Annotated in this window: 22 protein-coding genes and 1 other RNA gene; 4 read left to right on the top strand and 19 right to left on the bottom strand. The window is 52.6% G+C overall.

Going from position 1 to position 22314, the window contains the following annotated elements; translation table 11 throughout:
- Window positions 1-166: 166 nt before the first annotated feature.
- The 12 genes from murC to rsmI all read right to left on the bottom strand — a co-directional run bounded on the left by murC (window position 167) and on the right by rsmI (window position 13777).
- On the bottom strand, window positions 167-1633 hold the full coding sequence (gene murC / locus CAG65_RS18595) for a UDP-N-acetylmuramate--L-alanine ligase (RefSeq protein ID WP_161454592.1): 1467 nt from the start codon (window positions 1631-1633) through the stop codon (window positions 167-169).
- Between the two features lie 11 nt (window positions 1634-1644).
- Window positions 1645-2706, bottom strand: a complete 1062-nt coding sequence (murG, locus tag CAG65_RS18590) for an undecaprenyldiphospho-muramoylpentapeptide beta-N-acetylglucosaminyltransferase (protein ID WP_161454591.1) — start codon at window positions 2704-2706, stop codon at window positions 1645-1647.
- Window positions 2693-3892 (bottom strand): cell division protein FtsW, encoded by a 1200-nt coding sequence (gene ftsW, locus CAG65_RS18585; RefSeq protein WP_161454590.1) that lies wholly within the window; start codon window positions 3890-3892, stop codon window positions 2693-2695. The genes murG and ftsW overlap by 14 nt, the downstream gene beginning before the upstream one ends.
- An 18-nt stretch (window positions 3893-3910) precedes the next feature.
- Window positions 3911-5224 carry a UDP-N-acetylmuramoyl-L-alanine--D-glutamate ligase gene (gene murD, locus CAG65_RS18580; protein ID WP_202599454.1) on the bottom strand — a complete coding sequence of 438 codons (1314 nt, stop codon included), beginning with the start codon at window positions 5222-5224 and terminating at the stop codon, window positions 3911-3913.
- A gap of 37 nt (window positions 5225-5261) precedes the next feature.
- Window positions 5262-6344 (bottom strand): phospho-N-acetylmuramoyl-pentapeptide-transferase, encoded by a 1083-nt coding sequence (gene mraY, locus CAG65_RS18575; RefSeq protein WP_021706966.1) that lies wholly within the window; start codon window positions 6342-6344, stop codon window positions 5262-5264.
- Complete coding sequence (murF, locus tag CAG65_RS18570; protein WP_161454588.1) at window positions 6341-7702, bottom strand: UDP-N-acetylmuramoyl-tripeptide--D-alanyl-D-alanine ligase; 1362 nt, start codon at window positions 7700-7702, stop codon at window positions 6341-6343. The genes mraY and murF overlap by 4 nt, the downstream gene beginning before the upstream one ends.
- Window positions 7699-9186 (bottom strand): UDP-N-acetylmuramoyl-L-alanyl-D-glutamate--2,6-diaminopimelate ligase, encoded by a 1488-nt coding sequence (murE, locus tag CAG65_RS18565; protein ID WP_161454587.1) that lies wholly within the window; start codon window positions 9184-9186, stop codon window positions 7699-7701. Before murE ends, murF begins: the two co-directional genes overlap by 4 nt.
- 12 nt (window positions 9187-9198) lie before the next feature.
- Window positions 9199-10941 (bottom strand): penicillin-binding transpeptidase domain-containing protein, encoded by a 1743-nt coding sequence (locus CAG65_RS18560; RefSeq protein ID WP_021706963.1) that lies wholly within the window; start codon window positions 10939-10941, stop codon window positions 9199-9201.
- Window positions 10938-11255 (bottom strand): cell division protein FtsL, encoded by a 318-nt coding sequence (ftsL, locus tag CAG65_RS18555; protein WP_021706962.1) that lies wholly within the window; start codon window positions 11253-11255, stop codon window positions 10938-10940. Before ftsL ends, CAG65_RS18560 begins: the two co-directional genes overlap by 4 nt.
- Before the next feature lie 5 nt (window positions 11256-11260).
- Window positions 11261-12211 carry a 16S rRNA (cytosine(1402)-N(4))-methyltransferase RsmH gene (rsmH, locus tag CAG65_RS18550; RefSeq protein ID WP_021706961.1) on the bottom strand — a complete coding sequence of 317 codons (951 nt, stop codon included), beginning with the start codon at window positions 12209-12211 and terminating at the stop codon, window positions 11261-11263.
- Between the two features lie 189 nt (window positions 12212-12400).
- An RNA gene (gene rnpB, locus CAG65_RS18545) (RNase P RNA component class A) lies at window positions 12401-12793 on the bottom strand.
- 120 nt (window positions 12794-12913) lie between these two features.
- Window positions 12914-13777, bottom strand: coding sequence for a 16S rRNA (cytidine(1402)-2'-O)-methyltransferase (gene rsmI / locus CAG65_RS18540; protein WP_161454586.1), 864 nt, complete (start codon window positions 13775-13777; stop codon window positions 12914-12916).
- A 67-nt stretch (window positions 13778-13844) separates the two neighbouring features.
- Here rsmI and CAG65_RS18535 point away from each other — a divergent pair, with 67 nt between their 5' ends.
- The 4 genes from CAG65_RS18535 to CAG65_RS18520 are packed head-to-tail and all read left to right on the top strand — an operon-like array spanning window position 13845 to window position 17252.
- On the top strand, window positions 13845-15743 hold the full coding sequence (locus tag CAG65_RS18535) for a penicillin-binding protein activator (protein ID WP_161454585.1): 1899 nt from the start codon (window positions 13845-13847) through the stop codon (window positions 15741-15743).
- Window positions 15718-16086, top strand: coding sequence for a YraN family protein (locus CAG65_RS18530; RefSeq protein WP_161454597.1), 369 nt, complete (start codon window positions 15718-15720; stop codon window positions 16084-16086). Before CAG65_RS18535 ends, CAG65_RS18530 begins: the two co-directional genes overlap by 26 nt.
- Before the next feature lie 3 nt (window positions 16087-16089).
- Complete coding sequence (locus tag CAG65_RS18525) at window positions 16090-16680, top strand: phosphoheptose isomerase (RefSeq protein ID WP_021706956.1); 591 nt, start codon at window positions 16090-16092, stop codon at window positions 16678-16680.
- Window positions 16681-16682: 2 nt separating this feature from the next.
- Window positions 16683-17252 (top strand): BON domain-containing protein, encoded by a 570-nt coding sequence (locus CAG65_RS18520; RefSeq protein WP_161454596.1) that lies wholly within the window; start codon window positions 16683-16685, stop codon window positions 17250-17252.
- Between the two features lie 47 nt (window positions 17253-17299).
- Here CAG65_RS18520 and sspB read toward each other — a convergent pair whose 3' ends face one another.
- From sspB to rplM, 7 genes are all read right to left on the bottom strand, one after another.
- Window positions 17300-17788, bottom strand: a complete 489-nt coding sequence (sspB, locus tag CAG65_RS18515) for a ClpXP protease specificity-enhancing factor (protein WP_021706954.1) — start codon at window positions 17786-17788, stop codon at window positions 17300-17302.
- 8 nt (window positions 17789-17796) lie between these two features.
- Window positions 17797-18432: a stringent starvation protein SspA gene (gene sspA / locus CAG65_RS18510; RefSeq protein ID WP_021706953.1), complete on the bottom strand. Its 636-nt coding sequence runs from the start codon at window positions 18430-18432 to the stop codon at window positions 17797-17799.
- 97 nt (window positions 18433-18529) lie between these two features.
- On the bottom strand, window positions 18530-19267 hold the full coding sequence (locus CAG65_RS18505) for a cytochrome c1 (protein WP_021706952.1): 738 nt from the start codon (window positions 19265-19267) through the stop codon (window positions 18530-18532).
- On the bottom strand, window positions 19264-20529 hold the full coding sequence (locus CAG65_RS18500) for a cytochrome b (RefSeq protein WP_021706951.1): 1266 nt from the start codon (window positions 20527-20529) through the stop codon (window positions 19264-19266). Before CAG65_RS18500 ends, CAG65_RS18505 begins: the two co-directional genes overlap by 4 nt.
- Window positions 20529-21122 (bottom strand): ubiquinol-cytochrome c reductase iron-sulfur subunit, encoded by a 594-nt coding sequence (petA, locus tag CAG65_RS18495; protein WP_040903124.1) that lies wholly within the window; start codon window positions 21120-21122, stop codon window positions 20529-20531. Before petA ends, CAG65_RS18500 begins: the two co-directional genes overlap by 1 nt.
- A gap of 329 nt (window positions 21123-21451) precedes the next feature.
- Window positions 21452-21844 (bottom strand): 30S ribosomal protein S9, encoded by a 393-nt coding sequence (gene rpsI, locus CAG65_RS18490; protein WP_021706949.1) that lies wholly within the window; start codon window positions 21842-21844, stop codon window positions 21452-21454.
- Between the two features lie 15 nt (window positions 21845-21859).
- Window positions 21860-22288 carry a 50S ribosomal protein L13 gene (rplM, locus tag CAG65_RS18485; protein WP_021706948.1) on the bottom strand — a complete coding sequence of 143 codons (429 nt, stop codon included), beginning with the start codon at window positions 22286-22288 and terminating at the stop codon, window positions 21860-21862.
- Between the last annotated feature and the right edge of the window lie 26 nt (window positions 22289-22314).

Below are 22314 nucleotides of genomic sequence, written 5' to 3'. Positions count from 1 at the left end.
CCTTGCCATTAGCCTGCAATATTTCCCTATTCCTTTTTCGTAATAGAGGTAAAAGCACTTACTTTAACCTTTGGATTATACTGAGGTAAGTGAAAGTAGCAAATATTGAAATTGAGAAATCGAAGCTTTAAATACGAATTGTGTTTAAATCTTCGAAATATCCAATCTACTCTTCCGCGTTCTGCATTTTCTCGATATTCAGTTCCAGTGCAGCTAATTGCTTTGCTACTTTGCCAACATCACCCGCGCCTTGCGTTAATACTAAGTCACCATCTTGTAAAACATTAGCTAATACCGCGGGCAGAGTTTGACTGTCAGGCACAAATATAGGTTCCAGTTTTCCACGGCTGCGAATGGTCCGGCACAACGAACGGCTATCAGCACCGGAGATTGGTTTTTCCCCTGCGGCGTAGACGTCCAGCATGATCAACACGTCCACCTGATCGAGCACATTGGCAAAATCATCGTACAGATCGCGGGTGCGACTGTAGCGGTGTGGCTGAAACACCATCACCAGACGTTTGTCCGCCCAACCACTGCGCGCCGCTTTGATGGTCACGTCTACTTCCGTCGGATGGTGGCCATAGTCGTCCACCAACATGGCATGGCCGTTGCCGGTATCAAACTCGCCCAGATGATCAAACCGGCGTCCGGTCCCCTGAGTACCAGCCATAGCCGCCAGGATCGCCGCATCATCGATATCATCTTCGGTTGCCACCGCAATCGCCGCAGAGGCATTCAGGGCGTTGTGACGTCCTGGAATGTTCAGCGTAATATCCAAATTTTTGCGTCCCTGACGCACGACAGTAAATTTGCCCTGTTGACCTTCCTGACGGTAATTTTCAATCCGCACATCAGCGTCGGCCGAAAAGCCATAAGTGATCACCTGACGGCTGACTCGCGGGATCAGTTCACGCACCACAGGATCGTCAATACACAAAATCGCCTGACCGTAGAACGGCAAGTTGTGCAGAAAATCAATGAACGTCTGTTTGAGAGTATCGAAGTTACCGCCATAAGTGTCCATGTGATCGGCTTCAATATTGGTGACGATGCTGACCATCGGCTGTAAGTGAAGAAAAGACGCATCACTTTCGTCGGCTTCAGCGATCAAAATCCGGCTTGAACCGAGACGGGCATTAGTCCCGGCGCTTTTTACCAGTCCACCATTCACAAACGTTGGATCCAGACCGGCTTCTGAGTAAATTTGCGTCACTAAGGCCGTCGTAGTGGTCTTGCCATGCGTCCCGGCGACAGCAATGCCGTGACGGAAACGCATCAGCTCCGCCAGCATTTCAGCACGGCGAACAATCGGAATGCGTCGTTCACGAGCGGCGATGATTTCCGGGTTTTCTTCATTGATCGCCGTAGAGACCACCACCACACTGGCGTGTTGCACATTCAGCGCCTGGTGTCCGATGTACACTTGCGCGCCCTTACTTTGCAGGCGCTCAGTGACGGCATTCTCCGCCAGGTCCGATCCGGTGATCTGATAACCTTCGTTGAGCAGGACTTCAGCGATACCGCTCATACCGGCACCACCGATGCCGATAAAGTGGATGCATTTAACACGGCGCATTTCCGGAACAATCGCCCGGATCTGAGCAAGGTCTTGAGTGTGTTGTATCGTCATATGCTCGTTCTCTATTTGGTTAGCGCTACGATGGCGTCCGCCACAACTTGATCCGCGTTGAGTTTAGCCGCTGCCCGGGCTTTCTCTGCCATGGCGGTCAGTTGGCTGCGATCCAGTGCCTGAATCTCTCGGGTTAGGCTGTCGACGGTCAGTTGTGGCTGTTCAATCATTTTTGCCGCCCCGCACTCGACTAGGTGGTCTGCATTCAGTGCCTGCTGGCGATCCTTATGCATGAAAGGAATGAAGATCGCGCCCACACCGGCAGCTGACACTTCCGATACCGTCAAGGCACCTGAGCGACACACCAGCAGATCAGCCCAGGCGTAAGCCTGCGCCACATCATCGATAAACTCGATCACCTCTGCGTTAGTGACTCCGGCTTGCTGATACGCCTCTTGTACCGGGCGTTGGTTGTTTTTTCCCGCCTGATGACGGATAACGTAGCCGTCACCCAGCGTTGCCATCACCTCTGGCAAAGTACGGTTCAGGATCTGAGCCCCCTGACTGCCCCCCATCACCAGAATACGAACCGGCTGGGTACGATCCCGCATGCGCTCCGACGGAGGCGGCAGTTGCACCACATCATCACGGACCGGATTGCCAACCACTTCAGCTTGCGGGAAGGCGCCCGGAAAAGCCTGAAAAACTTTCTTCGCCACTTTGGACAACCATTGGTTGGTCAATCCGGCGACGGCATTTTGCTCATGCAACACCACTGGGATCCCCAGTGTCCAGGCAGCAATGCCCCCGGGGCCACTGACATAACCGCCCATGCCCAGTACCGCATCCGGCTGCCAGGCTTTCATATAATGGCGGGCCTGCAGAATGGCATTCACGATCTGAAACGGCGCTTTCAGCAGACGCAGTACGCCTTGCCCCCGCAGTCCTTTAACGCGAATAAAATCGATATCGATACCGTGTTTGGGCACCAGATCCGCCTCCATACGATCGGCGGTTCCCAGCCAGCGAATATCCCAGCCTTGTTGCTGCAGTTTGTGTGCAACAGCCAGTCCGGGGAAGACGTGCCCCCCGGTCCCACCGGCCATTACCATCAGACGTTTATTTTGTTTCATCAGGCTCAGTTTCTATTGCAAGTTTGTGTTTATCCAGCAGGCGGCATTCAAAATCGATACGCAGCAGAATCGCCACTGCCACCGACATGATGATCAGACTCGAGCCACCATAGCTGATCAGCGGTAATGTCAGACCTTTGGTTGGCACAATGCCCGCTGCGGCGCCGACGTTAACCATGGTCTGAAAAGCAAACCAAATGCCGATACCAAAGGCGAGGTAACCGCCAAAATTCTGTTCATGTTCAAACGCTTTTTTACCGATCAGCACCGCTTTGATCACCAGAGCGAATATCAACATCAGCACCAGAATAACGCCGATAAAGCCCAGCTCTTCAGCCAGCACGGCGAACACAAAGTCGGTATGAGCTTCCGGCAGGTATTCCAGCTTCTGAATGGAGTTGCCGAGGCCTTGCCCCATCCATTCGCCGCGGCCAAACGCCATCAGCGATTGCGTCAACTGATAGCCGCTGCCGAACGGATCTTCCCATGGGTCAAGAAACGAGGTCACTCGGCGCATCCGGTAAGGCTCGGCAACGATCAAGCCGATCACCGCGAGAATCCCGGCCACCATCAGTGCGATAAACTGAGAGAGTTTCGCCCCGGCGATAAACAGCATGCCGAACAAGGTCACCAGCATCACGATCACAGTCCCCAAGTCAGGCTGCCCCAGCAGCAGCACCGCCAAAGCACCGAATACCATGATCGGTTTCAGGAAGCCGCCAAAAAAGGTTTCACGGACTTCGTCCTGTTTGCGCACCAGATAACTGGACATAAAGATAAACAGCGACAGTTTGGCAACCTCGGCAGGCTGTAAGTTGAATAAGCCAAGCGGAATCCAGCGTGAGGCGCCATTCACTGACTTACCCGCCAGCAGCACCACAATCAGCAGGATGAATGAGACCCCAAGAAACACTGAGCTGTAACGCATCCAGCGCTCTATCGGAACCTGAACAATGACAGTCGCAGCGGACAACGCCAGCGCCAGAAACAGGGCATGGCGAAACATAAAGTGGAAAGGTTGTCCGGTCAGACGTGAGCTGATCGGAAATGACGCCGACGTCACCATCACCAGCCCGGTCAGCATCAGTCCGAGCGAAATCCACACCAACTGACGGTCAAACATCGCGTCGGGAGCCGGATGAGAAAACCAGCGGCGGATACTGTGCAGTACTTGCTTAATCGACATCGTCTCGGGTACCTGAGGTTATGCGTATTGTCTGGCTAACTGCGTAAAGGCATCACCACGGGCCATAAAGTTTTTGAACTGATCAAAGCTGGCACAGGCAGGCGAAAGCATCACCATATCGCCAGACGTCAGTTCCGGCGCAATCGCCGCCATGATTTCGCCCATTGAGTCAAAGCGTTTTGCCGACGGATGCAAATGCATAAATGCTCCACCATCGGCGCCAAAACAGCACAACTGCACATTCATGGTTGCCAGCACTGGCGCGAGTGCTGAAAAATCCGCTCCTTTGCCTACCCCGCCGACCAGCAGGTAGAGTTTGCCCGGGCATTCCAGCCCGGAGAGCGCAGCCAGAGTACTGGCCAGATTGGTCGCTTTGGAATCGTTTACCCACTTGACGCCATGTTGCTCCGCCACCACCTGACAACGATGAGTCAGGCCATTGTATGCTTGCAGCGCTTCCAGTGTGGCCGCGATGTCGACCTGCGCCGCATCCAACAGCGCCAGCGCCACCAACGCGTTGGCAACGTTATGGCGTCCAACCAGAGTCAACGCAGAGGACGGCAGCAGCGGCGTGCCTCGGCTCATTAGATACTCTTCCCCATTGACAAACTGCAGACCAAAGTCCGCTGCGGCGCACAGGCCAAATTCGGTGATTGCACCCTGCTCGGGATAGGTCGCCGGGTCTTGTCTATTCACGATGCAGTGACAAGCATGACGGAAAATACGCAGTTTTGCCTGACGGTAATCGTCCATACCCTCGTAGCGATCCATGTGATCTTCCGACAAATTGAGGAATGCTGCCGCCTGCAGTTTCAGGCTGGATGTGGTTTCCAACTGAAAACTGGACAGTTCCAGCACGTACAGATCCGCGTCTTCGTTGAGCAAATCGAGTGCCGGTACGCCAATGTTGCCACCGACGCCAACATTCACCCCGGCAGCACGGGCCATCACCCCTGTCAGATCGGTCACGGTACTCTTACCGTTCGACCCCGTAATGGCAATCACCGGCTTGTCCACCTGCCAGGCAAACAGTTCAATGTCACCGACAACCGGAATCCCAGCCTCCCGCGCGTGCTGGATATCAGGGGTCTTGAGTGCGATCCCCGGATTCGCAACAATCAAATCCGCCTCCAGCAACCAGTCACTTTTCCAGCTGCCTTGATGGAGCGGGATGTTCGTCGGCAGATCCTCTTTTCCGGGCGGGTTATCTCGGGTATCAATAACCTTGATCTGCAAAGAATGAGGCAGAGAAAGTAAGTGCTTCACAACCGACAGCCCAGTTATACCCAGACCGACCACCACGACTTTCTCAATATCCTGCCAACGTTCCATAGCCATAAATTCTCAGTAATCTATCTTCAACAATAACTTAACGGACTTTCAGCGTCGCCAGGCCAATCAGCACCAGCACGATGGAAATGATCCAGAAACGCACAATCACGCGCGGCTCCGGCCAGCCTTTCAGCTCATAATGATGGTGAATCGGGGCCATACGGAAAATACGCTGACCCCGCAGCTTGTACGAGCCGACTTGTAAGATCACCGACAGCGTTTCCATCACAAATACTCCGCCCATGATCACCAGAACGAATTCCTGACGAACCAGCACTGCAATGGTGCCCAGCGCGCCGCCCAGTGCCAGTGAGCCGACATCGCCCATGAACACTTGTGCCGGATACGTGTTGAACCATAAGAAGCCCAGTCCGGCTCCCACGATTGCGGTGCACACCACCACCAGCTCCGACGCCTGAGGGACATACGGAATATGCAGGTAGTTGGCAAAATTAACGTTACCGGTTGCCCAGGCAATCGCTGCGAAACCGGCCGACACCAGTACAGTCGGCATGATCGCCAGACCATCCAAACCATCGGTCAGGTTGACCGCATTACTGGTGCCCACAATCACAAAGTAGGTCAGAACAATGTACATCAGCCCAAGTTGCGGCATGATGTCTTTGAAAAATGGCACCACCAGTTGAGTTGCCGCAGTGTCTTTACCATGCGCATACAGTGCAAAGGCCACCACCAGCGCAATCGCCGATTGCCAGAAATATTTCCAGCGCGCCACCAGACCATCAGTGTTTTTGCGCACGACTTTGCGGTAGTCATCAACAAAACCAACCGCCCCGTAGCCAAGCAGCACGGCCAGCACAGCCCACACATACGGATTCGACAAATCGGTCCACAGCAATACCGTGATGATGATCGCCGCGAGGATCATGATCCCGCCCATGGTTGGGGTGCCACGTTTACTAAAATGAGATTCCGGTCCTTCGTTGCGCACCACCTGACCAATTTGCAACAATTGCAAGCGTTTGATCAGTCGCGGCCCCATCCACAAAGACAGGCCCAAGGCAGTCAGAATGCTGACGATCGCTCTGAATGACAGGTATTCAAACAATCGAAAGAATGAAAAGTATGGCTGGAGTAGTTCCGCGAGCCAAATAATCATGAAAATTTCTCCTTTAAAGCAGCCACTACACGACTCATACCGGCACTGTTCGCGCCCTTGATCAACAAGGTATGAGCCTGCTCACTCTGTTGTTCCAGTTGCTGCTCGATGTAGGCGATCATGCTGTCATGTGAATCAAAATGAATGCCATTACAGACCTCACTGATCACTTTAGCGTCACAGCCGTACGTCAACACATGTTCAAAATTGAATGGGGCAGCATGTTCCCCGACTTGGCGGTGAAGTGCAAGGCTTTCATCGCCCAACTCCGCCATATTACCTAAAATAAGCCAGCGCTCTGCGGCGAAACTGCCGAGCAGATCCGCGGCGGCTTTCATCGCCGGTACACTGGCATTGTAACTGTCGTCAATCAGCTTCAGTTTGTCGCTCAGCGCGACAACTTCAACCCGTCCTTTAACGTTGGCCAACTGACTCAGCCCCTGCTGTATCTGCTCAACACTCGCGCCGAACTCACACGCCAGCGCTGTCGCGGCTAATGCGTTGGCAACATTGTGCTGACCAACGATGCCGAGACTGACATCGAATTGGGTGCCCGGTGTATGCAGACGAAACTGCGCCTCTCCGGCGGAGTTTAAGCGAATATCGCTGGCATAGTAGTCCGCCAGGGGATCGCTGAGCGAGAAGGTTTTGACCACCTTGTCTGACAGGACCTCGTCCCAGTAAGCGCCGCCGTTGCTGTCTAAGTTGACGATCGCCGTTTGGCCGGCCGCCAATCCCTGATAAATTTCGCCTTTGGCGCGTTTGACGCCATCAAGAGAGCCAAACCCTTCCAGGTGCGCTGCGGCCACATTGTTCACCAGAGCAACACTGGGTTTGACCAGCTGTGTAGTGTAAGCAATTTCACCCACGTGGTTTGCGCCAAGCTCAATCACGGCGAACTTGTCTTGCGGGCGCGAGCGCAGCAGCGTCAGCGGCACCCCAATGTCGTTATTAAAGTTACCGGCGGTAAACAACACTTCTCCCTGCGCCGCCAGAATACCAGCCACCATTTCTTTAACCGTGGTTTTGCCACAGCTACCGGTGATCGCCAGCGTCGGTGTCTGGCATTGTTGATGCACCCAGGCCGCGAGCGCACCCAGCGCCTGACGGGTATCCTCAACACAAAGTTGCGGCGCAGCAACGTCCAGCTTGCGGCTGACCAGCAGTGCCGCGGCACCAGCATCGATCGCCTGCGGAACAAAATCGTGGGCATCAAAACGCTCACCGCTCAGAGCGACAAACAGCGCACCAGCCTCGATGTGTCGGGTGTCCGTCGAAACACTGTGGATCTCACAGTTGGCGCCAATCAGTTCGGCATTCAATACTTCAGCAAGCTGAGTTAACGAGACAGTAATCATTCCTTCAGTCCTAACAGTGTCTGAGCAGATTCGCGATCTGAGTAATGGATGGTGTCATTGGCGATGATCTGATAATCCTCATGGCCTTTGCCGGCCAATAAGATGATGTCGTTAGCCGCTGCGTGCGTGAGGGCATGTTGCAACGCCTTGAAACGACTGTGCTGAACGATCGCGCTCTGAGGACGCTGCATACCTGCCAGCATATCCGTCATGATGGCGGCCGGGTCTTCACTGCGCGGATTATCATCGGTCAGGATCACGTGATCCGCCAGACGTTCGGCAATTTCTGCCATCATCGGCCGTTTGCCACAGTCGCGATCCCCACCACAGCCGAATATCCCCCACAGCTTGCCCTGACAGTGCACCCTCAGGGCGTTAAGCGCCTTCTCTAGCGCGTCCGGAGTATGAGCATAGTCGACCACTACTTTAGCTTTGTCAGTGGTTTGGAAGAGTTCCATCCGCCCGAGGACAGGTTTCAGTTGGGGCGCCGTCAGGATTAACTGCTGAATGTCAAAACCCAGACACATCAGACTGACGAATGCCAGCATCAGGTTAGACGCGTTAAATTCACCGATCAACGGCGCCTGCAAAGTGCCTGCGCCAAAACAGCCGTTGAATTGAATTTTGATACCACTTTCGGCATACCCGATCTGCTCGGCATAGACGGTGTGGTCGCCGCTCGTCTGCGCTTTGAGCGAGACGCGCACAGCGTTTGGCAACGCGTCGGCCCAATCGGCTCCGACCGGATCATCCACGTTGATCACTGCGTGCTGGCAGGAGTGTTCAGTGAACAGGCTGAATTTAGCCCGGGCATACTCTTCCATGCTGCCATGGTAATCAAGGTGATCACGACTGAGGTTAGAGAACACCCCGACCGCAAAGTTCAGCGCTTTGACTCGCTGCTGCACCAGACCATGAGAAGAGACCTCCAACGCGGTATATTCCGCGCCCTGTCGGGTGAGTTCACTTAACGAGCGTTGAATATCAATCGCGCTGCCAGTGGTGTTGGCCGCCGGTTTGAGAGCGTCCAAGAAGCCGTTCCCGGTCGTGCCCATCACCGCGGCACGCTTGCCCAGTAATGTCAGCCACTGTGCTATCAATTGGGTAATGGTGGTTTTACCGTTGGTACCGGTAACCCCGATCAGGGCATTGCCTTGGCTGGTGTACAAACGCCCGGCGAGATGTGACAGGTGTTGATTCAGATCCGCCAGGTAAATCACCGGAGCACGGTGCTGGCTGTCAATATAACCATGAGGATACCGCTCACACGCCTGCGCAATCACCGCCGCCGCGCCCTGTTCTATCGCGGCCGGGATAAAACGACGTCCGTCGACACTGTGACCGATCACAGCGACAAACACATCGCCAGTGGCCACTTTACGACTGTCCAGTTCCAAATGAGCAACGGGCATCGCGGCAAGGTGTGGATCATCCAAACGGATCCAGGGAGACAATAGCCCCGAAAGTGTGATTGCGGAAGTCATCCTGCTTCTCTCTTATTTTTCTTTAAATCGATTCTCGTCCGGTGCCACGTTCAGAATTTGCAGTGTGCCTTTCATGATTTCGGAAAAGACCGGACCTGCAACCGAACCACCGTAAAACTGGTCGCCTTGCGGTTCGTTCACCACGACCACCATGGCAACCCGAGGATTACTGACCGGCGCCAAGCCAGCGGTCAGAGCCACGTATTCATCACTGTAACCACCCACCGCAGCTTTGCGCGAGGTGCCGGTTTTGGCCGCCACACGATAGCCCGGCACGGCAGCTTTGGTCGCCGTACCGCCCGGCTGAGTCACCGATTCGAGCATGTTTAGCACCAGCTTGGCTTTGTCATGATCCATCACCTGACGTGACAAATCCTGATCATTGTTCTCAATAATATGGATCGGCTGGTACTTACCATAATTACCTAATGTGGCATACGCATGCGCCAGTTGCAGCGGCGTGATGGAAATACCGTAACCAAACGCCAGTGTAGCGATCTCAAATTGTGACCAACGTCGCCGGTTGGGGAAAATACCGGTGGTCTCTCCGACCAGATTCAGTCCGGACACTTCGCCAAAACCAATGGAGCTGTACATGCCAAGCAACGATTCCAGCGGCATCCCCAGCGCCAGCTTCGCCACCCCGATGTTGCTCGACTTTTTCAAGATGGTGCGCAAGTCCGCTTTGCCGACTTTCGAGGTATCCCGAACCCGGCTGCCACCGATGCGCATAATGCCGTACCCGGTATCGATCACGGTATCCTTGTTCGCGGTCCCGTTTTCCAAGGCGGCCAGAACCACAAACGGTTTAACCGTCGAGCCCGGTTCCATCGCATCTGTGATGATGCGGTTACGCATTTTAAACGGCTGACGATCTTCGCGATTATTGGGGTTATAAGACGGTGCGTTCACCATCGCCAGTACCGCCCCCGTTTTCACGTCCAGGATCACCGCCGAGCCGGACGTCGCACGATAATCGGCTACCGCCTGCTTGATCGCCCGGTACGCAATCGCCTGAATGCGCTGATCGATGGTCAGCTTGAGCGGTTTACCTTCTTCACGCTCTTCCAGTGAGATGTTCTCCACCACCCGGCCGTAACGATCTTTCCGGATGATACGTTTGCCCGCCTCACCCGTGAGCCACTTGTCGTAGCTACGTTCCACGCCTTCCAGACCGTGACCATCAATGCCGGTCACACCGACTAAGTGTGCACTGACTTCTCCCGCCGGATAGTAACGCCGGGATTCGGCTTTCAGTCCGATACCAGGCAATTTAAGTTCGCGGATGTATTTGGCCATCGCCGGACTGACCTGACGCTGCAGGTAGATAAAGCGGCGTGTCTGATTCCCGTTGACCCGATCGATCAGATCCTGACGTTTCAGGCCGAGCACGTCCGCCAGCGCATACCAGCGTTCAATGTCTTTCAACCCACCTTGTTTAAAAATGGTTACCGGGTCGGCCCACACCGCTTGTACCGGCACACTGACCGCCAGCGGCTCTCCATTTCGATCAGAGATGATCCCACGGGCGGAATGGAGGGTCTTGGCTCGCACCGAGCGTAAATCGCCTTCGCGGATCAGGTTGTCCGGTTCAATGACCTGTATGTAAGCAATGCGTACGACCAGCACCGCAAAGGCTAAAAAGACAAAAAACAACACCAGGTAAAAACGCCACTGGATCAGAATCGGCTTATCTTCCAGGACTTTACGAGTATTGGACGGCTTCTTGGCCGGTTTGGCTTTTTTCTTGGTCATTTTAGCGTCACGATCACTTCTTTCTCGGAATCCGGACGTTGCATATCCAGCTCGTCTTTGGCCACAGACTGCACCCGGCTGTGCTCCGCCAGAGCGGTCTCTTCCAGCAACAGGTTACGCCACTCGTTATCGAGTCGTTCACGTTCAGCCTGCGCCACGTCTTTTTCTGAAATGGCCTCTCGGGTGTGGTGGGTCATAAACACAACGCCCATGGCGCTGGCGAAAATCAATATCAGCAGTAACATCGGGATGCGACCCACGGTCAGCAGATCCGCTCCAATCAATTTGGCCAGGTTAGGCGTGTCTTTACTCATGCGTGTTATAGTTTTTCAGCTATGCGCAGTACGGAACTGCGTGAACGAGGATTGAGTTCAATTTCCTGTTTGGACGGTTTGATCGCCTTACCAATGGCTTTCATGTTGGCACTGCCCAACGCCTGGATCTGTGCTTCTGTCATCGGAATACCGTGTGGAACTTGGGGGCCTTGGCTCTCTTTACGAATGAAGCGTTTAACCATACGGTCTTCGAGAGAGTGAAAGCTGATCACCGACAGACGCCCTTGCGGTGCCAAGATCTCCGCTGCCCCTTTCAGCGCGGTATCAATCTCTTCCAGCTCACTGTTGATGTAAATACGAAATGCCTGAAAGGCTCGGGTCGCCGGATGTTTTTTCTCTTTGAAGCTCTTTGGCGCCGCATCCGAGATCAATTTGGCCAGCTGACTGGTGCGTTTCAGTGGCTCGTTCTCTTCGTTTTCACGGTAAGCCACGATCGCCTTGGCAATGCGGCGCGCGTGCTTGTCTTCACCAAATTCACGGATCACCCAGGTAATGTCATCCAAATCCGCTTCCATCAACCACTGCGAGACCGGAATACCAGAGGTTGGATCCATACGCATATCCAGTGGTCCGTCTTTCATAAAACTGAAGCCACGTTCGGCGTCATCCAGTTGTGGTGACGATACCCCCAGGTCAAACAGGACACCATCGACTTTACCCGCCAAGCCATGTTGTTTGGCGTAGTGCGCGATTCCAGAAAACGGACCGTGCACAATCGTAAAACGAGGATCATCGATGGTTTTCGCTTCCGCGATCGCCTGAGGATCACGGTCAATGCTGTACAAACGACCGTTTTCCCCGAGCTGAGACAAGATGGTGCGACTATGGCCACCACGTCCGAACGTACCGTCGATGTAAATGCCGTCAGGTTTGATCGCCAGTCCCTCGATGGATTCGTGGAGCAATACGGAAATATGTTGGAAAGATTCGGTCATCGTTATCTCGTCTAGCTTGGGCTGAACCATGAAAACAGGTAAAGGTTAAGTGTACTGATTTAGTACTATATCGCCACTGCTATCGCTGCCATCACGTGATATTGCGCTAAGTTTAGTGGCTTCAGAAACATTTTCGTCAGTAAAAAGCAAAAAACCCATCATAACCGAAAAGTTACGATGGGTCTGAATAGTGGGAGTCGACCTGTAAGCCGGGTTCTGTTCCGCTTGCGCGGCAGTAGCCATTCGTCTAGGCCAGCAATCGCTCACTGGCTCAAGCAACCTACCCGCCTCCTTACGCGAGCAACGCAATGTGGAGGCCTATTTGGTCTTGCTCCGGGTGGAGTTTACCTTGCAACGAACTGTTGCCAGTCGTCCGGTGCGCTCTTACCGCACCCTTTCACCCTTACCTGATCCCTTACGGGCCATCGGCGGTCTTCTCTCTGCTGCACTTGTCGTAGGCTTGCGCCCCCCAGGCGTTACCTGGCACCCTGCTCTATGGAGCCCGGACTTTCCTCCCCTCCATCAGTCTCCCCAACACTAGGCTGAAGACATCAATGAAGCAGCGACTACCCGGTCGACTCCGAGGGCGGATTGTATAGAGTTCTGTGACGGGTGTCTAGGAAGATCAGGCCTGGATAGCACTTTCCGCCTTAAGCGAGCAAAGTTTCACCAATAGCGCGCAAAATCTCACCCTTGTGACACTTAACCTAAATGTTCCAGGCCCCACTTATACAAAGCGTTTTTCTTCACGCTGTAGATTTCCGCCGCCAGGGCCGCCGCTTTCTTAAGGGGCAGTTCCTGAGTCAGAATCGCCAGCGTGCGGGTCGCTTCTTCCGGCAAACTGCCATCTGAACTGGCCCGGTACCCATGCACCAGCAGCACCATCTCACCCCTCTGTTGATTGTCATCCGCGGCCACCCATTCAACCAATTCAGCCAATGGCATACCCTGAATGGTTTCAAAGGTTTTGGTCAGCTCACGGGCCAGCACCACCTCACGCTCCGGGCCGAGGACCGCCAGCATGTCCTGCAGAGAATCCGTGATCCGATGTGGTGATTCATAAAAAATGCAGGTGCGCTCCGCTTTGGCAATTTCAAGAAATTTGTCTTTACGCCCTTTGCTCTTCGCCGGTAAGAAACCTTCGAAACTGAAACGATCCGACGGCAATCCTGAGGCACTTAACGCAGTAATGACGGCGCACGCACCCGGTAATGGCACAACTTTGACGCCTGCCTGACGACATTGCGATACCAGATGGTACCCTGGATCACTAATAAGTGGCGTGCCGGCGTCTGACACCAAAGCGATGGATTGCCCGGCGAGCAATTTTTCGACTAAGACTTGTGCTTTTTGCTGTTCATTGTGATCATGTAGCGCATAGGTCTTCGTTTGAATATTGAAGTGAGACAGCAACTTCCCTGTATGGCGGGTGTCTTCGGCAGCAATCAGGTCCACTCCGTTCAGCACGTCCAGTGCGCGGTGTGTGATGTCGCCCAGGTTACCAATTGGCGTCGGGACGATATAAAGAGTCGGGACGTCCATTGGCAAAGTTTTATTATCTGTCATTTGTTTACCATCACTTCAACGATTAATATAGAAACAATTTTACACGCAAAATAAAGAACTCATGGCTATGAAAAACCACAAGAGAGTCAGTGTACCACGCTTACTCACTCCTGTTGCATTAGCAATTACACTGGCAGCTTGTTCGTCTACGCCTTCCACATCGGACGTGGACATCACCTCTGCCCCGACTCAATCCGCCCAGCGTTACCTGATGCAGGCCGACAGTACACAAGGCAGCATCCAGAACGATTGGTTAATCCTGGCGCTGAAAGCCGCTATTCAGGCGGGCGACACTCAGCAAGCGGAATTGATCGTTAACCGCCTGTCAAAGCAGCAGCTCAGCGACGCCCAGCAGGCCGAATGGCAATTGGCTCGTGCGCAACTGTTGGTGACGCAAGAGCGTTACCCACAAGCGCTGAAACAGCTGAATTTTCAGCCAAGCTGGCAACTGGATGATCAGCAGTGGCTGGAATACCATCAGTTGCGCGCCGAGTTACTGACCCGTCAGGGAAAATATTTCGATGCCAGTCGTGAGCTGACACTGGCCTCGCCATATTTAATTCCAAGCCAGCAGCCGATGTTGTCTGAGCAAATCTGGAGCAACCTGACCAAGTACAAAACTGACGACATTACCGAGCTGGCGGCCGCGCCGAACGAAGCTGTACTCGATGGCTGGCTGCAACTGGCGGTGTACGCGAAAACCATGACCAGCGATATTCCTCAGTTGAAAAATACTCTGGAAAAGTGGCTGGCAGAAAACCCGAATCATCCGGCGGCCCAGTACACACCTCAATCTCTGACCAACATCCTGGCGCTGGACATTATCAAGCCAGTGAATTCCGCACTGCTGCTGCCGCTTTCCGGCAAATACGCCAAACAGGCGCAACTGATCCGCGATGGATTCATGATGAAAATGATGAACGATCCTAACCGCGATCCAAACGCCTCACTGACGGTGATCGATACCAACACCAACTCTGCCGAACAGATCAAACAGACGCTGGTGCAGAAAAACATCGATTTCATCGTCGGTCCGTTAACCAAAGAAAACGTTGAAGACCTGCAACGTGAACAGAGCAGCCTGCCAGCGCCTATCCCAACACTGGCGCTGAACATTCCGGATCAACTCGAAGATGGCCCGGGCGTGTGCTATTTGGCGCTTTCCCCTGAACAGGAAGTGGCTCAGGCTGCCAAACACCTGCACGAGCTAGGCTACCAGTTTCCACTGCTCCTGGCACCGAAAGGTCGTTTGGGTGAACGCGTAACAGAAGCGTTTGAAAAAGAGTGGCGAAAATACAGCCCGAATAAAGTGGCGGTCAGCCTATTTGGTGATAAACGTCAGCTACAACGCAACATCAACACGGTTTTTGGCCTGCAAGACAGTCAACAACGTATCACTCAGATGCAATCCCTGATGCGCCGTTCACTGGAATCCCAGCCGCGCAGCCGTCGTGACATCGACGCGGTGTATATTGTGGCCAAAAGCTCCGAGCTGACACTGATCAAGCCATTTATCGAAGTCGCCATCAACCCGGATACCGCGCCACCGAAGCTGTTCGCTAACTCCAGCAGCAACAACGGCCGTAAACAGTATGAAGACCTGACCGGTGTTGCTTACAGCGATATTCCACTGCTGATCTCACCCGATCCACAAACAGCCGAGCAAATGGCGGAGCTGTGGCCACGTGAGTCCAACGTCGAGAAGCGTCTCAAAGCGATGGGCATGGACGCGTATACTCTGATGGAAGAGCTGCCACAAATGAAAGTGGTGTCTGGCTACACGGTGGATGGCCAAACCGGCATCCTGAGCATCGACTCACAGTGCGTCGTTCAGCGTGAAATCAGTTGGGGTGAGTACGGGAAAGCAACCCCAGTAACGACGACCGGCAGCGATGATATTGCCACGGACGAGTTGCCAACGGCGGAACCGGATGAAACTGCTGAAGAGCTTGAGCCGTCGCTCTAAAGGCGATCACTACGAGACCGCAGCCAAAGAGTATTTACTTGGTTGCGGTCTGTCATTAATTGAGAGAAACTTTAGCGCCAGAACGGGTGAGATCGATCTGATCATGCGTGACGGTGATACCATCGTCTTCGTAGAGGTACGCTACCGTACTCATCAGAACTTTGGCCACGCGGCGGAAACGGTTACGTATCAGAAAATGCAAAAGCTGATCCGGACAGCAACCCGTTGGCTACAAACCCAGAACCTTTCGGTTCACACAACCGACTTTCGGTTTGACGTCGTTGCTATTCATGATAACGGCAAGCAAACTGACTGGATAAAAAACGCAATAGTTCAAGGATAATCAATGCTCGACAGCATTAAAGACAGTTTCAAAGAAAGCATTCAAATTCAAATCGCGGCAGCCGAAGCGCTGCCTGATGCCATTACCCATGGGGCTCAGGCCATGGTCACCAGCCTACTCAACGGCAATAAAATACTCTGTTGCGGCAATGGCGGCTCCTCTTCGAATGCTCAACAGTTTGTCTCTTGCCTGCTCAATCGCTTTGAAACCGAACGTCCCAGTCTGCCGGGCATGGCACTGACCGCTGACAATACCACGCTCACGGCGGTCGCCAACGACTATCATTATGAAGAGATCTTCTCCAAACAAGTACGTGCATTCGGTCAGCCGGGTGACATTTTACTGGCAATATCCACCAGCGGTAACAGTAAGAACATCATCAAAGCGATGGAAGCGGCAGTGACTCGCGACATGACCATCATCGCTTTGACCGGCAAAGACGGCGGTGAAATGGCCGGGTTACTGGGCGAAAATGATGTGGAAATTCGGATTCCATCTCACAGAACCGCCAGAATTCACGAAGTCCATATGGTGACGTTGCACTGCTTGTGCGATCTTATCGATCAAGTTCTGTTTCCGACACACGAAGAGTAATGATGAAAAGCCTAAAAACCTTGCTACTGACTGCGGTTATCCTGTCGACCTCCGGGTGTGCGGGATTATTTGTCGCTGGTGCGGCAACCACCGCCAACATTGTGACCGATCCCCGTTCAACGCAGGAGATCTGGAATGACAACAACATTGAGTTTGAAGTCGCCGGTATTGGTAACAAAGCGCCGTACACTGGCAATGTGCGCATTGTGGCCAGTTCCTACAACGGCACTGTGGTTCTGATGGGACAAGCTCGTAACCAGGAGTTACTCGATCAGTTCGTTGCACAGGCTCGTGACGTCAAGGGCGTCAAAACCATCTACAATCAAGTCCGGATCAAAGCACCACTCTCGGTTGGCGAAATCAGCCATGACAGCTGGATCACCACCAAAGTGAAGTCGTCGCTACTGGCTGACAGCGAGCTGACTACCGTCAAAATCAAGGTCATTACCGAGGACAAAGAAGTCTTTTTGCTGGGCTACGTCAAACGTGCGCACGCCGATAAAGCCGTCAACATCGCCCGAAATATCTCTGGTGTAAAGCAAGTCATCAAAGCGTTTGAATACGCCGACTGACGCTTAAATGAAGTCGATAAAAAAGCAGCGCTAATGCGCTGCTTTTTTTATTTCACGACTCTCAAACTCGGCCGTCCTTTGGGACGTGGTGCTTCGTCATCATCGTCGTCCGTGGTCTGGTTTTCCGCCGAGGTCGCTACAGTCAGACCTGTGGCTTCCGCTTCTTCAGCCAGCTCTTCCAGCGCTTCATCTTCATAAGCGATGTCGTAAGCTGGCTCAGGCTCAAACATGGTCCCTGCCCCATTTTCGCGGGCATAAATCGCCTGCACCGCGTATAGAGGCACAATCACCGAATGAGGACGTCCGCCGAAACGGGCGTTGAAGGTAATCACTTCGTTCCCCAGTTCCAGATTACCGACCGCTCGCGGAGCGAGATTGAGGATGATCTGGCCATCCTGGATAAACTCAACCGGAACCCGAACCCCAGGTAAAGTGGCATCCACCACTAAGTGAGGCGTCAGATCGTTGTCAACCAACCAGTCATAAAACGCGCGCAGCATGTATGGGCGACGCGGAGTCATTTGGGCAATATCCATCGATTCTGTTAGCGAGCTAGGCGCATTTCTCGTTCAGCTTCAGTCAGTGAAGCCAGGAATGAATCACGTTCAAATACGCGGTTCATGTAAACTTTCAGTTCTTTTGAACCCGGACCTGTCAACTCAATACCCAGTACAGGCAAACGCCACAACAGCGGAGCCAGGTAACAGTCGATCAGGCTGAATTCTTCACTCATGAAGTATTCGTATTCAGCGAAAACCGGCGCCAGAGTCAGCAGGTCGTTGCGCAGTTTGTTACGCGCAGCTTCCGATTCTTCCGCAGTGCCTTTCACCACTTTCTCAGCCAGTGAGTACCAGTTTTTCTCAATACGGTAGATCATCAGACGGCTATTACCGCGGGCAACCGGGTAAACAGGCATCAGTGGTGGGTGAGGAAAACGCTCATCCAGGTATTCCATGATGATCTTCGAATCGTACAGCGCAAGCTCACGGTCAACCAGCGTTGGCACTGTCTTGTATGGATTCAACTCAATCAGCTCAGCAGGCAGATTCGCTTCATCAACAAGTTCAACTTCTACACTGACGCCTTTCTCAGCCAGTACAATGCGTACCTGATGGCTATACATATCAGATGCGCTTGAAAATAGAGTCATCACAGAACGTTTATTGGCAGCTACAGCCATGGAGCCCTCCAGCACACTTACTTAAATAAAAACAATGGAGGCTAAGCCTCCATTGTAAACGTTAAAACGCGGAAATTAGCACGGTATGATAGCACAATTAGTGCACATCGCGCCAATACTCTTTCTTGAGTAACACGACCACGATGGTCAGCAGAACCAAGAAGCCCATCACCCACCAGCCCAGAGCATGACGCTCGAGCTTGACCGGGTCACCGGAGTACTCCAGAAAGTTCACCAGATCACGGACCGCTCTGTCGTACTCTTCGGTATGCAGCTCACCCGTTCCGTCGGTTTTGGTACCAACCACGACTTTATGCTCTTCACCATCCACCATTTTGGTTTCAAACACGGGCTGCGGAATCCCCTGCAGCTCTTCCAACACGTGAGGCATGCCCACGCTCGGGAAAACGATGTTATTCACCCCAAACGGACGAGACGGATCGGCGTAAAATGAACGCAGGTAAGTATACAGCCAATCGGTACCACGCACGCGGGCCACCAGCGTCAAATCTGGTGGTGGCGCGCCAAACCACTTCGCAGCCGACTCTTCAGGAATGGCATTTTCCATCAAGTCACCAATTTTCGCTTCAGGATTGAAAATCAGGTTTTCTTTCATCAGATCAGCCGGAATGCCGAGGTCAGTCGCAACACGCTCATAGCGTTGATATTGCGCCGAGTGACAGCCAAAACAGTAGTTCATAAACAGTTTGGCACCGTTTTGCAGTGATGCCTCATCCGTCAGATCGTTGTTGGCTTGGTCCAACGGCACCTTCGCACCAGCAGCCATCGCCAGAGATGGCAGCAAAGCAAATAAAACTACAATCCATTTCTTCATTTGAAATTCACCCTCTCTGGTAATGGTTTGGTCGCTTCATTCTTGCTGTAGAAGAACAGCAGCACGAAGAACATGAAGTAACCTAAGCTAAAGATCTGCGCCAGCAGTGTGTATGTTGGAGTCGCAGGCAGCGCCCCCAGAATACCCAGCGCGATAAAGCAGATGGTGAACTGAATGATATTGATCAAATGAAGCTTGCTACGGTAACGGTAAGAACGCACTTTACAACGATCCAACCAAGGCAGCACAAACAGAACCACAATGGATGCCCCCATTGCGATAACACCCAGCAGCTTGTCCGGTACCGCACGCAGAATCGCGTAGAACGGTGTGAAGTACCAAACCGGTGCAATGTGCTCAGGCGTTTTCAGCGGGTTTGCCGCTTCAAAGTTAGGTGGCTCAAGGAAGTAACCGCCCATCTCTGGGTTAAAGAACAAGACATAACAGAACAGGAACAGGAAGCCTGCCACACCCACCAAATCCTTAACCGTACCGTACGGATGGAAAGGAATCGAATCGATGATGTCGTATTTCTTAGTGTAGTACTCGTGGAACTTGAACTGGCTCTGGTAATCGTCGCCCATAGAGCCTTTCGGCAGCTTAGTTTCGATGCCATCCGGGTTGTTAGAACCCACCTCATGCAGCGCCAGCACGTGCAGCACGATCAAGAGCAGCAATACGATCGGTAGTGCGATTACATGCAGAGCAAAGAAACGGTTCAGCGTCGCGCCGGAGATTACGTAGTCGCCACGAATCCATAGTGTCAGATCGTCACCGATCACAGGAATCGCACCAAACAGAGAAATGATCACCTGAGCGCCCCAGTAGGACATCTGCCCCCATGGCAACAGGTAACCCATAAAGGCTTCTGCCATCAGAACCAGGAAGATCAGCATACCGAACAACCACAGCAGCTCACGCGGCTTCTGGTATGAGCCGTAGATAAGTCCACGGAACATGTGCAGATACACCACAATAAAGAACGCCGATGCGCCAGTGGAGTGCATGTAACGCAGCAGCCAGCCGTATTCCACATCACGCATGATGTATTCGATAGAAGCAAACGCGCCGTCGCCGGACGGAACATAGTTCATAGTCAACCAGATACCCGTTAGGATCTGGTTAACCAGGACAAGCATTGCCAGTGAGCCAAACAAGTACCAGAAGTTGAAGTTCTTCGGCATTGGATACTCAGAAAGGTGTTTCTTGTACGCATTCATTGCGGGTATGCGTTTTTCTACCCAATCAAGTAGAGCTTGCATTATGCCTCCCCAGTTTCATCAATACCGATAATGATTTTGGTATCACTCAGGTACATGTGCTTAGGCACCACCAAGTTCAGCGGCGCGGGCACCCCCTGGAAGACTCGGCCAGCCATATCAAACTTCGAACCGTGACACGGACAGAAGAAACCTGACTTCACACCCTGAACCTGTTCGCTGAAACTGTCTGGTAAATAGGTAGGCGAACACCCCAGGTGAGTACAGATACCAACCGCGATGAAATACTCGGGTTTGATCGAACGGTACTCATTCTGAGCGTAATCCGGTTGCTGTGCTTCTTCTGAAGAAGGATCACGTAATTGACCGTCGATGACCTTCAGGCCGTCAACGATAGACTGTGCACGTCGAACCACCCATACAGGCTTACCACGCCACTCGACACGAACCATCTGCCCTTCTTCCAGTTTGCTGACATCAACTTCAACTGGGGCACCGGCAGCTTTCGCTTTGGCACTCGGGTTCCAGGACTTAATAAAAGGAACGGCGACAGCAGCTGCTCCAAGACCACCAACAACCGCCGTTGTTGCCGTCAAGAAACGTCTGCGACCGTTATTTAAAGGCGCATTGCTCATCCAACATTCTCCCATTTGCTCCTTATGGATTATCGTTATTCCGATGACAGAGCATGGCTAACAAAATACGATTTTCGTTGTATTTATTTGATGGGAAATGATAAATAAAACCCTACTTTTTGACAAGATAAAGCTACCTTTTTGTAACATTTGTGAAGTAAATCGCTTGTGAGGTCACAAAAGGGAGATAAGTGAAACAAAGCAGAATAAACGGCCGTTCGGGAGAGGATTTTCTTCGAGCAAAAAACAAAAAAGCCTGGCAAAAATGCCAGGCTTTTGACCCACAATCCGATATAAAAATCGGAGCGTTCTCTTTTCGTAAAAAGAGATTAACGCTTAGAGAATTGTGGACGACGACGTGCTTTACGCAGACCCACTTTCTTACGTTCAACGCGACGAGCGTCACGAGTAACGTAACCAGCGGCACGTAGAGCAGGACGTAGAGACTCATCGTATTCCATCAGAGCGCGAGTGATACCGTGACGGATAGCACCTGCTTGACCTGAAATACCGCCACCTTTAACAGTAACGTATAGGTCCAGTTTCTCAGTCATTTCAACTAGCTCAAGAGGTTGTTTAACAACCATGCGAGAAGTTGGACGACCGAAGTACTCATCAAGGCTACGCTTGTTGATTACGATGTTGCCGCTGCCTGGTTTGATGAAAACACGTGCAGCTGAGCTTTTGCGACGGCCAGTGCCGTAGTATTGATTCTCTGCCATTTCCGAAATCCCCGATTAGATGTCCAGTACTTGTGGTTGTTGAGCAGCATGGTTGTGCTCAGCGCCAGCGTAAACTTTCAGCTTACGGTACATAGCACGGCCAAGAGGACCACGTGGAAGCATGCCTTTAACCGCTAGTTCAAGAGCCATCTCAGGCTTACGATCGATCAGCTTTTCAAAAGTGATTGATTTTAGGCCGCCTGGGAACTCAGAGTGACGGTAGTACACTTTGTTTTTAGCTTTGTTGCCTGTTACAGCAACTTTCTCAGCGTTGATAACGATGATGTAATCACCAGTGTCAACGTGAGGAGTGTATTCAGCTTTGTGTTTGCCACGTAGGCGAGATGCAATTTCACTTGCTAGACGACCTAGAGTTTTACCCTCAGCGTCTACAACGTACCAGTCGCGTTTTACAGTTTCTGGTTTAGCAACGAAAGTTTTCATGCTAATAATAACCCGTTAATTTAAAT

The sequence above is a fragment of the Vibrio sp. V39_P1S14PM300 genome (assembly GCF_009904765.1).
Classification (GTDB): domain Bacteria; phylum Pseudomonadota; class Gammaproteobacteria; order Enterobacterales; family Vibrionaceae; genus Vibrio; species Vibrio proteolyticus.
Note: the sequence above shows the minus strand (reverse complement) of the source record. Positions and strands in the feature narration are given on the sequence as shown.

Excerpts from the sequence above, each read along its gene's own strand:
- murC (WP_161454592.1), bottom strand. The coding sequence starts at position 1,633 with ATGACGATACAACACACTCAAGACCTTGCTCAGATCCGGGCGATTGTT.
- murG (WP_161454591.1), bottom strand. The coding sequence starts at position 2,706 with ATGAAACAAAATAAACGTCTGATGGTAATGGCCGGTGGGACCGGGGGG.
- ftsW (WP_161454590.1), bottom strand. The coding sequence starts at position 3,892 with ATGTCGATTAAGCAAGTACTGCACAGTATCCGCCGCTGGTTTTCTCAT.
- murD (WP_202599454.1), bottom strand. The coding sequence starts at position 5,224 with ATGGAACGTTGGCAGGATATTGAGAAAGTCGTGGTGGTCGGTCTGGGT.
- mraY (WP_021706966.1), bottom strand. The coding sequence starts at position 6,344 with ATGATTATTTGGCTCGCGGAACTACTCCAGCCATACTTTTCATTCTTT.
- murF (WP_161454588.1), bottom strand. The coding sequence starts at position 7,702 with ATGATTACTGTCTCGTTAACTCAGCTTGCTGAAGTATTGAATGCCGAA.
- murE (WP_161454587.1), bottom strand. The coding sequence starts at position 9,186 with ATGACTTCCGCAATCACACTTTCGGGGCTATTGTCTCCCTGGATCCGT.
- CAG65_RS18560 (WP_021706963.1), bottom strand. The coding sequence starts at position 10,941 with ATGACCAAGAAAAAAGCCAAACCGGCCAAGAAGCCGTCCAATACTCGT.
- ftsL (WP_021706962.1), bottom strand. The coding sequence starts at position 11,255 with ATGAGTAAAGACACGCCTAACCTGGCCAAATTGATTGGAGCGGATCTG.
- rsmH (WP_021706961.1), bottom strand. The coding sequence starts at position 12,211 with ATGACCGAATCTTTCCAACATATTTCCGTATTGCTCCACGAATCCATC.
- rsmI (WP_161454586.1), bottom strand. The coding sequence starts at position 13,777 with ATGACAGATAATAAAACTTTGCCAATGGACGTCCCGACTCTTTATATC.
- CAG65_RS18535 (WP_161454585.1), top strand. The coding sequence starts at position 13,845 with ATGAAAAACCACAAGAGAGTCAGTGTACCACGCTTACTCACTCCTGTT.
- CAG65_RS18525 (WP_021706956.1), top strand. The coding sequence starts at position 16,090 with ATGCTCGACAGCATTAAAGACAGTTTCAAAGAAAGCATTCAAATTCAA.
- CAG65_RS18520 (WP_161454596.1), top strand. The coding sequence starts at position 16,683 with ATGAAAAGCCTAAAAACCTTGCTACTGACTGCGGTTATCCTGTCGACC.
- sspB (WP_021706954.1), bottom strand. The coding sequence starts at position 17,788 with ATGGATATTGCCCAAATGACTCCGCGTCGCCCATACATGCTGCGCGCG.
- sspA (WP_021706953.1), bottom strand. The coding sequence starts at position 18,432 with ATGGCTGTAGCTGCCAATAAACGTTCTGTGATGACTCTATTTTCAAGC.
- CAG65_RS18505 (WP_021706952.1), bottom strand. The coding sequence starts at position 19,267 with ATGAAGAAATGGATTGTAGTTTTATTTGCTTTGCTGCCATCTCTGGCG.
- CAG65_RS18500 (WP_021706951.1), bottom strand. The coding sequence starts at position 20,529 with ATGCAAGCTCTACTTGATTGGGTAGAAAAACGCATACCCGCAATGAAT.
- petA (WP_040903124.1), bottom strand. The coding sequence starts at position 21,122 with ATGAGCAATGCGCCTTTAAATAACGGTCGCAGACGTTTCTTGACGGCA.
- rpsI (WP_021706949.1), bottom strand. The coding sequence starts at position 21,844 with ATGGCAGAGAATCAATACTACGGCACTGGCCGTCGCAAAAGCTCAGCT.
- rplM (WP_021706948.1), bottom strand. The coding sequence starts at position 22,288 with ATGAAAACTTTCGTTGCTAAACCAGAAACTGTAAAACGCGACTGGTAC.